Source organism: Rhizobium sullae (genome assembly GCF_025200715.1).
Classification (GTDB): domain Bacteria; phylum Pseudomonadota; class Alphaproteobacteria; order Rhizobiales; family Rhizobiaceae; genus Rhizobium; species Rhizobium sullae.
On record NZ_CP104143.1, the window covers coordinates 913,519 to 926,274 of the forward strand.

At 60.4% G+C, this 12,756-nt stretch carries 15 protein-coding genes; 5 read left to right on the plus strand and 10 right to left on the minus strand.

What is annotated here, in order from left to right:
- Positions 1–60 precede the first annotated feature (60 nt).
- Positions 61–828: a phosphatase PAP2 family protein gene (locus N2599_RS04560; RefSeq protein ID WP_280523760.1), complete on the minus strand. Its 768-nt coding sequence runs from the start codon at positions 826–828 to the stop codon at positions 61–63.
- Positions 829–994: 166 nt separating this feature from the next.
- On the opposite strand from N2599_RS04560, the gene N2599_RS04565 reads away from it, so the two are divergent.
- Positions 995–2,488, plus strand: coding sequence for a leucyl aminopeptidase (locus N2599_RS04565; RefSeq protein ID WP_027507366.1), 1,494 nt, complete (start codon positions 995–997; stop codon positions 2,486–2,488).
- Between the two features lie 8 nt (positions 2,489–2,496).
- Positions 2,497–2,946 (plus strand): DNA polymerase III subunit chi, encoded by a 450-nt coding sequence (locus N2599_RS04570; protein ID WP_027507365.1) that lies wholly within the window; start codon positions 2,497–2,499, stop codon positions 2,944–2,946.
- Positions 2,947–2,956: 10 nt separating this feature from the next.
- On the opposite strand, the gene N2599_RS04575 is transcribed toward N2599_RS04570, so the two are convergent.
- From N2599_RS04575 to N2599_RS04590, 4 genes are all read right to left on the minus strand, one after another.
- Entirely contained in the window at positions 2,957–3,508 is a 552-nt protein-coding gene (locus N2599_RS04575) for a GrpB family protein (RefSeq protein WP_027507364.1), read from the minus strand.
- 83 nt (positions 3,509–3,591) lie between these two features.
- The gene (locus N2599_RS04580) at positions 3,592–4,518 is read right to left on the minus strand and encodes a Gfo/Idh/MocA family protein (RefSeq protein WP_027507363.1); all 927 of its coding nucleotides are present in this window, start codon (positions 4,516–4,518) and stop codon (positions 3,592–3,594) included.
- A 118-nt stretch (positions 4,519–4,636) separates the two neighbouring features.
- Positions 4,637–6,520 carry an ABC-F family ATP-binding cassette domain-containing protein gene (locus N2599_RS04585; protein ID WP_027507362.1) on the minus strand — a complete coding sequence of 628 codons (1,884 nt, stop codon included), beginning with the start codon at positions 6,518–6,520 and terminating at the stop codon, positions 4,637–4,639.
- Between the two features lie 49 nt (positions 6,521–6,569).
- Entirely contained in the window at positions 6,570–7,616 is a 1,047-nt protein-coding gene (locus tag N2599_RS04590; protein WP_027507361.1) for a GGDEF domain-containing protein, read from the minus strand.
- A 245-nt stretch (positions 7,617–7,861) separates the two neighbouring features.
- Here N2599_RS04590 and N2599_RS04595 point away from each other — a divergent pair, with 245 nt between their 5' ends.
- Positions 7,862–8,551 carry a glutathione S-transferase family protein gene (locus N2599_RS04595; protein WP_027507360.1) on the plus strand — a complete coding sequence of 230 codons (690 nt, stop codon included), beginning with the start codon at positions 7,862–7,864 and terminating at the stop codon, positions 8,549–8,551.
- 83 nt (positions 8,552–8,634) lie between these two features.
- Positions 8,635–9,057 (plus strand): nucleoside-diphosphate kinase, encoded by a 423-nt coding sequence (ndk, locus tag N2599_RS04600; protein ID WP_027507359.1) that lies wholly within the window; start codon positions 8,635–8,637, stop codon positions 9,055–9,057.
- Between the two features lie 74 nt (positions 9,058–9,131).
- Here ndk and N2599_RS04605 read toward each other — a convergent pair whose 3' ends face one another.
- Both N2599_RS04605 and N2599_RS04610 read right to left on the minus strand, forming a co-directional pair.
- Complete coding sequence (locus tag N2599_RS04605) at positions 9,132–9,638, minus strand: hypothetical protein (protein WP_027507358.1); 507 nt, start codon at positions 9,636–9,638, stop codon at positions 9,132–9,134.
- Positions 9,635–10,183: a CGNR zinc finger domain-containing protein gene (locus N2599_RS04610; protein ID WP_027507357.1), complete on the minus strand. Its 549-nt coding sequence runs from the start codon at positions 10,181–10,183 to the stop codon at positions 9,635–9,637. Before N2599_RS04610 ends, N2599_RS04605 begins: the two co-directional genes overlap by 4 nt.
- A 64-nt stretch (positions 10,184–10,247) precedes the next feature.
- Between N2599_RS04610 and N2599_RS04615 the strand changes: the two genes are divergently transcribed.
- On the plus strand, positions 10,248–11,144 hold the full coding sequence (locus N2599_RS04615) for a branched-chain amino acid ABC transporter permease (protein WP_027507356.1): 897 nt from the start codon (positions 10,248–10,250) through the stop codon (positions 11,142–11,144).
- Here the strand turns inward: N2599_RS04615 and N2599_RS04620 are convergent, their stop codons facing one another.
- From N2599_RS04620 to pgsA, 3 genes are all read right to left on the minus strand, one after another.
- Positions 11,145–11,606: a molybdenum cofactor biosynthesis protein MoaE gene (locus N2599_RS04620; RefSeq protein WP_027507355.1), complete on the minus strand. Its 462-nt coding sequence runs from the start codon at positions 11,604–11,606 to the stop codon at positions 11,145–11,147.
- A gap of 263 nt (positions 11,607–11,869) precedes the next feature.
- Positions 11,870–12,124 carry a molybdopterin converting factor subunit 1 gene (gene moaD, locus N2599_RS04625; protein ID WP_027507354.1) on the minus strand — a complete coding sequence of 85 codons (255 nt, stop codon included), beginning with the start codon at positions 12,122–12,124 and terminating at the stop codon, positions 11,870–11,872.
- Positions 12,121–12,711: a CDP-diacylglycerol--glycerol-3-phosphate 3-phosphatidyltransferase gene (gene pgsA, locus N2599_RS04630; protein ID WP_027507353.1), complete on the minus strand. Its 591-nt coding sequence runs from the start codon at positions 12,709–12,711 to the stop codon at positions 12,121–12,123. The genes moaD and pgsA overlap by 4 nt, the downstream gene beginning before the upstream one ends.
- Positions 12,712–12,756 lie beyond the last annotated feature (45 nt).

Genomic DNA, 12,756 nt, shown 5'->3' on the forward strand with positions numbered 1-12,756 from the left:
GCAGGAACCCATCTAAGCTGTTTGCTGCGCATTTGCGACAAGCAGGTGTCAAAATTTCGCTCAAATTTCAGAATTTTTTGGCCGGTGTGACGAATCGGTAAACGCATAGACACCGGCAAAAACCACAATCGCCAAAAGCCAGCCGAGCACGAGATCGGACAGGTAGTGCGCGCCGAAGGAAAGCCGCATCAGCGGCGTGAGGATAGAGATCGCCAGAATCGGCAAAAACAGTCCGGTTCGCGCCGGTTGCGGTATCAGCATGACGAGGCAGAGCAGCCAGCCGGCGCTTGCCGCCTCTCCGGAGACAAACGAACAGTTCGACATGCACTTTCCGGCAAGCGATCCCGCCTGCACGAAATCGAAGCTGCCGCCGAAGTTGAGGGTCTCGATCGGCCGCGGCCGGCCCCAATGTGCCTTAAGGATGAGGTTCGCGATCAGGCCGGGTCCAAGCAGCAGTGATGCCAGGGCGATCTTGAGGTTTCGGGCCCGGAGCGCGTTGAAGGTTCCGCCGTGATGCCGGTAGCACGCAATCAGCAGGGCGAGTTGAAAGGCCCCCACAACATACGGCAGCCGAAAGAAAATCGTTCTGAGCGTTTCCAGAAAGGGCTGACGTGAGGGGAAATGTCCGCAAATCTGCGCCGCTGCGTTGGAGGGTTTGCAGGTCTCGACGAGAAAGAAATGCCACGAGGCAACGATATCGACCTGCGGGAAAGAATGGAATATCAGAAGCAGCACCCACCACAGACAGAAGAGCGCTATAAAAATATATCCCGCGCTGGATGGAAAGCGAGCTTGGGCGGATGACTTGTCTGCAAGACTAGCGGTCACGTCAGGGCATTCTTCTCATGGTTTCCGGCGCGCCATAGCAAGCACAGTTGCTTTTTGACTCGGTCCTGCAGATTTGTCCATGGTTTCCAGATCACGCTTGTTTTCAGCGCTGAAACCCGAAATTATCGCCGCCGGTTGGATTCCACAGAATCCGAATGGAGAAGACATGGCAGCCAAATTCGATATCTCATTTTCAAAGTCGGCCAAGATCAGCGGCGGACTGAGCATTCTGCTGAAGGCAAGCGACGCCGATTTGGCTGCGGGAGCCGGGATCGCCGACCCGGCCAGCGTCATCGCTAGGGCCATGAAAATTGCGAAATTCTCGGCAAAACCGGTGAGCACGCTCGATATTGTCGCCCCCGAAGGCTCGCCGGCCGAACGCCTTATCGTGATCGGTCTCGGCAAGGCCGAAGAACTGACGGCGCATGACTGGCTGAAGGCAGGCGGTACGGCTGCCTCGAAGATCAAGAGCGTCGAGAAGGCGACCATCTTCATTGATGCCCCAGGCGTTGATATCGATGCAAAGATTGCCGCGGATTTCGCGCTCGGCATTCTGCTGCGGGGTTACAGCTTCGATACCTACAAGACGAAGAAGACCGACGACGAGGACAAGGCGAACGGCAAGGCAACCAAGGTCACCATCATTACCGCCGCTGCGGCCGGCGCAACGAAGGCCTTTGCCGATTCTGAAGTTGTCGCCGATGGCGTCAACCTTGCGCGTGATCTCGTGAACGAACCGCCGAACGTGCTCGGCCCCGTCGAGTTCGCGGCAAAGGCAAAGCAGCTGGAAAAACTCGGCGTCGAGGTCGAAATCCTGACGGAGCGCGAGATGAAGCGTCTCGGCATGGGGGCGTTGCTCGGCGTCGCCCAAGGTTCCGCTCGTCCGCCGCGCCTTGCCATCATGCAGTGGAAGGGCGGAAAGGCCAAGGAGCGTCCCGTCGCCTTCGTTGGCAAGGGCGTCGTCTTCGACACCGGCGGCATCTCGATCAAGCCGGCGGCAGGCATGGAGGACATGAAGGGAGACATGGGCGGTGCGGCCGCTGTCACCGGCCTGATGCATGTGCTTGCCGCCCGCAAGGCAGCGGTCAATGCCGTCGGTATCATCGGCCTCGTCGAAAACATGCCGGACGGCAATGCCCAGCGCCCGGGCGATATCGTCACCTCAATGTCCGGCCAGACGGTCGAGGTCATCAACACTGACGCCGAAGGCCGTCTCGTGCTCTGCGACGCGCTGTGGTATTGCAACGACCGCTTCAAGCCACAGTTCATGATCAACCTTGCGACGCTGACGGGCGCCGTCGTCGTGGCGCTCGGCAGCGTCCATGCCGGCTTGTTTTCGAACGATGACGCGCTTGCCAGCCGATTGACGGAGGCCGGCCTCTCCACGAGTGAGAAGGTCTGGCGCATGCCGCTCGGCAAGGAATACGACAAGATGATCGACAGCAAGTTCGCCGACATGAAGAACACCGGCGGCCGCTACGCGGGTTCGATCACGGCGGCGCATTTCCTGAAGCGCTTCGTGCAGGACACCCCCTGGGCGCATCTCGATATCGCCGGCACCGCAATGGGTTCGCCGCTGGATGAGATCAACCAGTCCTGGGGTTCCGGCTTTGGCGTCCGGCTGCTGGATCGCCTCGTGCGCGACCACTACGAAGCCTGATCGCGCGCATGACGGAAGTCCTGTTCTATCATCTGACCGAATCCAAGCTGGAAGACGCCCTGCCGCCGCTCGTCGACAAGAGCGTCGGGCGCGGCTGGCGTGTCGCGATCCAGGTGAAGGAGCCGGCCCGAAGGGACGCGCTCGATGCGCATCTCTGGACGTTCCGTGAAGACAGTTTTCTGCCGCATGGCACGGATGAGGCTGAACTTGCCGAAGACCAGCCCGTCTTGCTGACGGCATCCGCTGGAAACGCCAACGCCGCGACCGTGCGTTTCGTCGTCGACGCCGCCGAACCGCCGCCGGTCGACACCTATGAACGGATCGTCTTCATGTTCGACGGATACGACCAGGAACAACTCGAAGCCGCGCGCGCCCAATGGAAGAAGCTGAAAGGCGAGGGGCACAGCCTCACCTATTGGCAGCAGACGCCGGAGGGACGCTGGGAGAAGAAGGCCTGACCGCCGAAGGTCAGGCGAGATCACCGTCCGTTACGACTTTGTCGATGAAGGCCTTCTTCGACGCGGTGTAAGCGGCGCGATTTTCGGCATACTTCCGCGCAAGATCGATCTTCAGCTCTTCGTAGGCTTTGACGAGAGCTGGATTGCTCCGAAGCCTGTCGCGGAAAAGAATATTCCGCTTCCAGTTATAACCGTTATGTTCGACGATATGGGCGAGATGCGTACGCGTTTCGCCCTTGATGCCGCGGCCGAAGATGTGATCGTTGGGCACGACGTCTGCTCCAGCATAGTCGTAGCCGATCCGCTCCATCGGTCCGATACAGGTCGCCCCGTCTTCGAAACGTCTGATGCCGATCAGAATGTCGATGATTGGTTTTGCTTTGATCGCCGGGATGGCGGTGCTGCCGAAATGCTGGATGTCGAGCGCCAGAGATCCGAGCGCACCTCGGATTCTAACCTCTTCCAGCGCATAGGCTTTCTGCCATCTCGCGTCGGGAGCGGCGAGCGTGACGGTCAGATGCCGCACGCCCAATCCAAAAGACTCGTCTTGCTCCTGCGGCATGGTATTGGACGTCCTTGGCGAGGGTCGATCTCGTCACTCTAACATTCAACGGCCGGTTTGGCATCTGGCCGGCGATCTGCCGGTCAGTCGTGAAACGCCTCGACGAACTTCCGCTTGCCGAGCATGAAAGCATCGGCGACGTGGCGCAGCGGCGCGAGATCGACGTCGGATTTGCCCGCCTTGACGATTTCCGCAAAGCGCCGGTAGAGCTGAGGATATTCCTCCTCCGGCGCGGAGAATCTCAGCTCGCCGTTGACGGAGAGTTTCGATCCGCCTTCCGTAAGCTCCATCGTCCCGGCTGCCGTCTCGGCGATGATGTCCCAGCTCTGCTTTCCGGTCTGGCGCCAGTCGAATTCACCGTGAACCGGAACGTTGTCCGCATTCTTGAAATGCAGGTCGGCGGCAATCGGCGCGTCGCGGTTTTCCGGGAACTCCAGCGTGGCGCTCGTCAGGAAGATCGCCTTCGGCAGGATATGGGTGACGATCGACAGGGCATTGATGCCGGGATCGAAAACGCCAAGCCCACCGGCCTGCCAGATCCAGTCCTGGTTCGGATGCCAGTGGCGCACGTCCTCCTTCCAGACGACGTGAACGCTTTCGATCTTGGTCGAGGCGAGGAATGCTCTCGCGGCCTCGACCGCAGCCGCGTAACGTGAATGCCAGCTTGCAAACAGCGAGACGCCCTTTTCGGCCGCCAGCGCTTCGAGGTCGGCGACCTCGCTCAATGTCGCGCCCGGCGGCTTTTCGAGGAAGACATGCTTGCCGGCGGAAAGCGCTTTATGGGCTGCCTCGTAGCGATATTGCGGCGGCATGCAAAGCGACACCGCATCGATCGCCGGCACCGCGTCGAGCATGGCTTCTATGGACGTGAAGCTCTGGACGCCATCGACGGTGCCGTGGCGGCTCGCCGTCGCGACAAGCTTGAAATCCGGGTTCTTGGCGATCGAGGGAAGGTGCTGGTCGCGGACGATCTTGCCGACGCCGACGATGGCGAGGTTGATGGGTGACATGGGATAAAGCTCGCGTTCGGTGTTTCGCTCAAAAGTATGATTTATTGCGCGGTGTTTTATCAGAATGTTACCGCCGGGCAAGCGGCGTTGTCACCTGCAGATCGACAAGGCGCTGCGGTTAGCCCGCCATGGCGTCCTCATATTCGGCGGAAAGCTCGAGCCACTGCTCTTCGGAGGCTGCGAGTTTTGCTGCTGCCTCGCCACGCTGCTTGACTTTCTCGCTGGCCTTTGCCGGTGTCTTTTCGTAGAGCGCCGGATCGGCAAGCTCGGCATCGAGAGCCTGAATCTGTTTCTCCAGCTTCGCCGTCAAGGATTCGATTTCGTTGATCTTTTTCCTAAGCGGTGCAAGCGAGGCACGTTTGCCGGCATTCGCCTTGCGCTGATCCGCCTTGGAGGACGCTTCGTCATTCAGCTCAGGCTTTTCGTCTTTTTTTTTGCCCGAAGAGACAACGAGGTTGCGGTATTCCTCCATATCGCCGTCGAAATCCGAAACCGTGCCGTTGTTGACCAGCCAGAGACGGTCGACCGTCGCCTCGATGAGATGGCGGTCGTGCGAGATGAGAATGACGGCGCCATCGTAGTCGTTAAGCGCTTCTATCAATGCGCGGCGGCTGTCGATGTCCAGGTGGTTGGTCGGCTCGTCAAGGATGAGCAGGTTCGGCGCGTGGAATGCGGCAAGCCCCATCAGCAGGCGAGCCTTCTCGCCGCCGGAGAGATCCTTGGCGGCGGTCGACATCTTTTCCGTCGAAAGCCCCATCTGCGCAACACGGGCGCGCACCTTGGCCTCGGGCGCCGCGGGCATCAGGCGGCGCACATGCGCGACCGGCGAGTCGTCGGGAACGAGATCGTCGAGCTGGTGCTGGGCGAAAAAGCCGATCTTCAGGCTGGGTGCGAGTTTAATGTCGCCGCTTTCGGCCGAAAGCCGACCGGCGATGAATTTCGCGAAGGTCGACTTGCCGTTGCCGTTGGAGCCGAGCAGCGCGATGCGGTCGTCGTTGTCGATGCGGAGGCTGATGCTCTTGAGGATTGGCTTGCCCGGTTCATAACCGACGGCGCCGCCCTGGATCGCGACGATCGGCGACGCGGGCTGCTTTTCCGGCTCCGGGAAAGTAATCGGCTGGACGTGACTTTCGATCACTGCGGCGACGGTGCCCATGCGCTCGAGCGCCTTGACGCGGCTCTGTGCCTGGCGCGCCTTGGAAGCCTTTGCCTTGAAGCGGTCGATAAAGCTCTGCAGATGCTTGCGCGCGGCTTCGTTCTTGGCCTTCGCTTTTGTCTGCAGTTCGTCAGCTTCCGCCTTTTGCCGCTCGAATTGATCATAGCCGCCGCGGTAGAAGGTCAGCTTCTTCTGGTCGAGATGGATGATCGAATTGACGGCGTTGTTCAGAAGGTCCCGGTCATGGCTGATGATGATGACCGTATGCGGATAGCGCCGCACATAGTCTTCCAGCCAGAGCGTGCCTTCGAGGTCGAGATAGTTCGTCGGCTCGTCGAGAAGCAGCAGATCCGGTTCGGCAAAGAGCACCGAGGCAAGGGCAACGCGCATGCGCCAGCCGCCGGAGAACGCCGAGGCCGGGCGCTGCTGGGCCTCCTGGTCGAAGCCGAGACCCGCGAGAATGCTCGCCGCGCGCGCCTCCGCCGAATGCGCGTCGATGTCGACAAGGCGCATCTGGATTTCCGCAATGCGATGCGGATCGGTCGCGGTCTCGGATTCGACAAGAAGCGCTGCGCGCTCCTTGTCGGCGGAAAGGACGATGTCGATCAGCGAATCTTCCGTGCCCGGCGCCTCCTGCGCCACCTGGCCGATACGGGCGTTCTTCGGTATGGAAACCAAGCCCGTCTCCGCGCCGAGATCGCCGGTGATGATCCTGAAGAGCGTGGATTTGCCCGCGCCGTTGCGCCCCACAAGGCCAGCCTTCGTGCCCGCGGGAAGCGTGACGCTGGCATTGTCGAGGAGAAGGCGCCCGGCGATGCGGGCGGAGATGTCGGTAATCGTGATCATGCGCGGCGTTTTGGCCGAAAGCCGCGATCAAGGCAAGACCGTGCGCGTATTAGCGGCCGAAAGCTTGTACAGGCTGGCGGCGATTGGACTGGGCGGCAAGAAGCGCGACACGGGCATTGGCCTCCAGTTGCGCGGGCGTTGCCGCGTCGGAACTCAGCGCGATACCGAGAGAAATGGTGAGCCTGCCGGGATCGCCTTTGTCGGAGGTCGCGAAAACCATGTTGTCCTCCACCGAGTGGCGCAGCCGCTCGGCGATCGCCAGCGCTTCGCGCATACCCACATTGGCAAACAGGAAGCCGAACTCGTCACCTTCGGTGCGCGAGACATGGTCGTTCTTCTTGATGGACTTGCGGAAAAGGTCGGCGAGCTTCTTCATCAGCTTGTTGCCCGCCTGCACGCCATATTTGGCATTCAACTGCTTGAAGTCGTCGATATCGACCATGATTAGCGCACTGCCGGCGACGCCTTCCTTGAGCTCGTAAAGTTCGCCGATCGCCTTCGTCAGCGCGATGCGGTTTGGCAGGCCCGTCAGCGCATCCGTCACCGATGCTGATTGCACGGCGGACATCCCGCGCTCCAGCATCTCGATGCGTTCGGCATCGGCAAGCAGCTTGACCTCGAGTCCCGCTTCGGACGAAAGCACGCTCGTGAGCGATGCCGCGAGGAATTCCATCTCGCTCATGAATGCTGCAAGACTCTGGTCGCCATTGCCGGAGATCGATTCCAGCAGGGCCTCCGCGGCGCGCAAAAAGGCGTGCTTCTGCCTGACGCCATCCGCCAGCCGTTCGGCGGCTTCCCGAAGGAGTTTGCCAGCTTCGCTGCCGGCGGCTTCCGCGGCAAGCCCGCAATGGCTGACGAGGCGATACTGCAGGCCGAGTGCATCGAGCTTCGCCTGCTGCGGATGGGAGCCGAGTGCTGCGATGTCGCTGGCAAGCGCCGCATTGTGACCGGCAACCGCCTCGTACAGCAGTTCGTAGTTCCGCGGCAGGCCGGCAATGCTCAGCCGCGCCATGTGCTGCGCGATCTTCTGGGTATCGGTTAAGGGAGCAGGGCGGGCGCCCTCGTGCTGCATTGCATTTCTAGTTGCATTCTGCATGACGGTCCCTCGCTGTGCCAGCGCTATCCGGCTGCGGCCTTGAGCTCCACTATCCCGTCAATATTTTAAAATATCTTGAATTTTCAGTGGTTTTGTCTCGCTTATTACGGATCGCTGAAATGAAGTTAATGCAACCTTGAAGCGCTGCAACTCGAAACAATGGCGCCCATGAAATTTCCTGATTTGATCGCGGCCAGCATCTGTCGTGAAATGCAAAACCGAAACCCCTTTTGAAAAGGCAGATGATGACCAGAGCGCTCTATTCCCTGTGCGGTGCCGACCCGCAGAATTTCTTTTCCCCGCATTGCTGGAAAGCTGTCATGGCGCTGGCCCACAAGGGGCTGAGTTTCGAGGAGATTCCGACGACCTATGCCCGAATCCGCCAGATCGGCGGCGGTTTTTCGCCGACGGTTCCTGTGCTGGAGGACAACGGCCGTCTGGTCTCCGACAGCTTTGCAATTGCCCTTTATCTGGAGGAGGCCTATCCGGATCGTCCCTCGCTTTTCAGGGGCGAGGGCGGCAAGGCGCTGTCGCGCATGGTTGAAGGCTACTCCCAGATGGTGGTCCACACCGCGATCATGCGCATCGCGCTGCTCGACATTCATGCGGTTCTCGATGAAGGCGATAAGGCCTATTTCCGCGAAAGCCGCGAGCAGCGGCTCGGTAAGACACTGGAGGAGATCGCCGCCGATCGCGAGGCGGAAAAGGCCGCATTCCCGGCTAAGCTCGAGCCCATACGGCATATGCTGAAGTTCCAGCCTTTCATCGGTGGCGAGAGCCCGCTCTTTGCCGATTACATCGTCTTTGGTGCGGTGCAGTGGCTGCGTGTCGTCGCCGGTCTTTCCATGCTTGCCGCGGACGATCCGGTGATGACGTGGTTCGAGCGCTGCCTTGATCTGCATGAGGGCAGGGGCCGCACTATGACAGCGGCGTGAAATTGCCGCGTCCCCCTTGTTTTCGGGGCTGCGGGCGGGTAAAGACCGCCCACTTTTCCCGCTAAACCAGAGGATTTGACCCAATGGCGATTGAACGCACCTTTTCGATGATCAAGCCGGACGCAACGAAGCGCAACCTGACGGGCGCTATCACCAAGATGCTGGAAGATGCCGGCCTGCGCGTCGTTGCTTCCAAGCGTGTCTGGATGAGCAAGCGCGAAGCTGAGGGCTTCTATGCCGTTCACAAAGAGCGTCCGTTCTTCGGCGAACTCGTCGAAACCATGACCTCTGGCCCGACCGTCGTTCAGGTTCTCGAAGGGGAAGATGCTATCCTCAAGAACCGCGAAATCATGGGTGCGACGAACCCGGCAAACGCTGACGAAGGCACGATCCGTAAGGTCCATGCTCTTTCGATCGGCGAAAACTCCGTGCACGGATCCGACGCTCCGGAAACGGCTGCCCAGGAAATCAAGTACTGGTTCTCCGACACTGAAATCGTCGGCTGAATCGGAAGCTCAGCCGTAAGGCTGAAGCCTTTGAAATGACTCTCGAAAGCCGGGGCCTCGCTCCGGCTTTTTCATTATACCGCGGGACACTTGTCGGCATTGCTGAAGTCGGTCGTTCCGTCCGGCTTGAAGACCTCCGGGTTCTGCGTATAGAGCGGCCCGACGACGAGCGGCTTGCTCGGCAGCACCGACTGATCTACGTCCGAGACCAACTGCGTCTTCAACTCCTGCAGCGTCGTACCCTCGGCATCGACAAGGCGGATATTAACGGAATAGGGCCTGTCCTTGCGGACGCAGTGCAGGCTCGGGCTCTGCAGCGTGATCTTGTCCCAGGCCGGGAAGACTTTCTCCTTGAGGATGATCGGATCGCCGCCGGCCGGATTCTCGAATTCCGCGATCGCCACGGTGCCGTCTGGAATAGGCGATGTCTTCTTGAGCGTGACGAGATAGGTGGCGGTCGCGACGCGGTAGTTGAACACGAACATGTGGCCGCTGACTTCGACCATCTTTTCCATTTTGCGCTGACACCCGGCAATCAGCACCGCACCCAGCGCCAGCGCCGTAACGGCCTTGATCTTCATGTCGCCTCCTCCTCCTTCTTCCTGCGGTAGTGCCGGCTCGCCTTGGCGCGGTTGCCGCAGACGGCCATGTCGCACCAGGCACGGCTTTTGTTCTTGCTGCGATCGATGAACAGCCAGCCGCAATTGCGGCATATCTTCATGCGCTCTGGATCGGGCATAGCAATGAGCCGAAGCACCGAATGCGCGGTCGCGGCGTCGAGCCCGTTGGGCTTTGCATCGCGCAGCGTCACGGCAAGTGTTTCGAGCAGTTCCGCGAGAAGACGATCGTCGTTGCCGGTCAGCACCTTCTGCCGGAAATAGCGGTCTGTCGCCTCACGCAGCGCAATGAAGTTCGGCCTGTTTTCCGGAGCCACCGGCAGCACGTCGCCGAAAAGCGCGCGCTCGGCGCAGAATTTTGCCGCCGCTAGCGGAAAACTCTCCAGCTGTTCACCTGCTGCAAAACGGTCGATGCGGCGTGATGTACTATGGCGCAGAACGACGCTGTTGGCGACATCCAGCGCCAGCGCGCCGCTGGAAAAACGATGTGCGGTCCAGGCAAAGGTCATGGTGAAAATATAACTGGCAAAATGGTTTTTGCCAGTTATATTTGCAAAGGGTCCGGAGTTCTCGATGGGTTATCTTTTGCAGCAGCTGGCAAACGCGGTGCCGTTGGCAGCGCTCTATGCGGCACTTGCCTTCGGCTATGCACTGGCCTTCGGCGTCACCAAACGCGCCGACATCACCTATGGTGCGATGTTTGCTTTCGCCGGGCAGATCCTGCTGCTGTTCACCGATTTTGCCTATAACCGGCTTTGGCTCGTCCTGCCCGCGTCGATCGCGATCGGCGTCCTCATGTCCTTCGTCTATTCTCTCGGCACCGGCTTCTGGATCGGCCGCTCCGTTATGCAGCCGCTCGTTCGCCGTTCGCCAAATACGGTCATCGTCGCAGCCCTCGGCGTGACCATCCTGCTCATGGAGACGGCGCGGCTGGCGTCCGATACGCGGGAACTCTGGCTGTCGCCCTTTTTCAACCGCACCGTCGTGTTCTGGAGCGACGCGTCGTTCAAGGTGACGCTAACCTATATTCAACTCATCAATACGGCGCTCATGTGCGCGCTGATCGCGATTGGCGGCCTGGTGCTCCGGCGCAGCGCCTGGGGTCGTATCTGGCGCGCGGTGACGGATGATCCGTTCGCCGCCGAGCTCTGCGGCGTCAGCGCAAGCCGCGTCTTCCTGGGTGCCTACGTGGCCGCCGTCTTCGTCGCCACATGTTGCGGCATCCTGACGACCTTTTACTACGGCTCGATGAATTTCGGCGCGGGCCTGCTCTTCGGCCTTAAGGTGCTGATGATCGCTGCGGCGGGCGGCTATTCCGATCCGCTGAGATCCGCGGGCGGCGCGGCCGGCATCGGCTTTGCCGAAACCCTGTGGACCGCTTACGGACCGTTTCTCTGGCGGGATTTCGTTATCTTCTCGCTGCTCGTCTTCCTGCTGGTGCTGAGCAGGCGCGAGCGGGCCATTCCCTGATCATTTCCACTTGTCGCGTGCCGCGTCGTCTGCATCCTTGGCGGAGACCCAATCGCCTGCCGAGCCGTCCGTGCCATGCTCCTTCTTCCAGAAGGGCGCGGCGGTCTTCAGATAGTCCATGACGAGGTTTGCGCCGTCGAATGCCGCCTGCCTGTGCGGGGCGGCGGCGATCACCAGCACGATATTTTCCCCCGCGGCGATTTTTCCGAAGCGGTGGATGGCGGTGAGCCCAAGCAGGCCGAAACGCTCGATCGCGAGATTTGCGATGCGGGTCATCTCCGCCTCGGCCATGCCCGGATAATGCTCGAGTTCGAGCGCGGCGAGCATGCCGCCTTCGTCACGGCAGAGGCCGGAGAAGGTCACGATCGCGCCAATACCGGGCTCAGCCCTCGTCAGCCGATCGACTTCGGTCTGCAGGTCGAAATCTTCGCGCTGGACGCGGATGGTGGGGGAGATGGTCACAGCACACTCTCCGCTCGATGACGGACGGCGAGGTTCCCGCATGCTCCCTCATTTCTGTGCTCGTCACAGGAATCCGGTGACGGCGTCTCCGCGCCTTGAATGACTCTTTCACTTTTGCAAGAACTTCTCGTGCGCCCAAGGACTTGGGCGCACTCGATTCCTGTGACGAGCACAGGAATGAGGGAGGAGTGCGGGGCAGTCGTCTTTATGCGCAGTGTTTCCATTCGTCTTCTCGGAAACTCGGCCGTTCTGCCCGACATATCTCACCCGCCCGTCATCGGGGGAAAAATCCCGATCTCGCGGGCATTGCCGATCGGCTCGTCGTGTTCGGCATGTTCCTGGTCGAGCGCCACGCGGATCACGTTTTCGTATTGAAGCGCCGTCTCGTATTCTTCGCCGAGCGTCTTCAGGTGGCCGAGAAGATCGGCAACGGTGACGACGGAGGAAGGAAGCGCGATGTCTTCCTCGCTCTTGCCGATCCGTTCGCGCACCCAGGCGAAATAGACAAGCCGTGTCATTCTTCGTTGTCCACGATGTGCTTCAGGCCCGCGCGGAAATAGTCGTAGCCGGTATATATGGTCAAAATGGCGGCGATCCATAGAAGGCCGATGCCGATCTGCGTCGTGTAGGGGAAAATCTCGTCGCCCGCTGGACCTGCGAGCAGAAACGCGATCGCCACCAACTGCAATGTCGTCTTCCATTTGGCGATCCGCGTGACGGGAACGCTAACCTTGAGCGCGGCAAGATACTCCCGCAGCCCGGAAACGAGGATTTCGCGGCAGAGGATGGTGATCGCCGCCCAGATCGACCAGCCGGCGATTGTCTGATCCGCGGCCACCAGCAGCAGGATCGAGGCGACGAGCAGCTTGTCGGCGATCGGGTCGAGCATGCGGCCGATATTCGAGGTCTGGTTCCAGATGCGCGCCAGATAGCCGTCCAGGAAATCGGTGAGCGAGGCGATGACGAAGATCCAGAGGGCAACCCATCGCGCCGTATTGCTGATGGCGAGCCGTCCTTCGATAAAGAAACAGAGGACGATCAGCGGTACCGCGAGAATACGGCCGTAGGTCAGTAAGTTGGGAAGACTATATGCGCGCGATGCCATGAAACCGTTTCTCTGAATGCTTGTGCCCGTAGATGACGGGTTTGA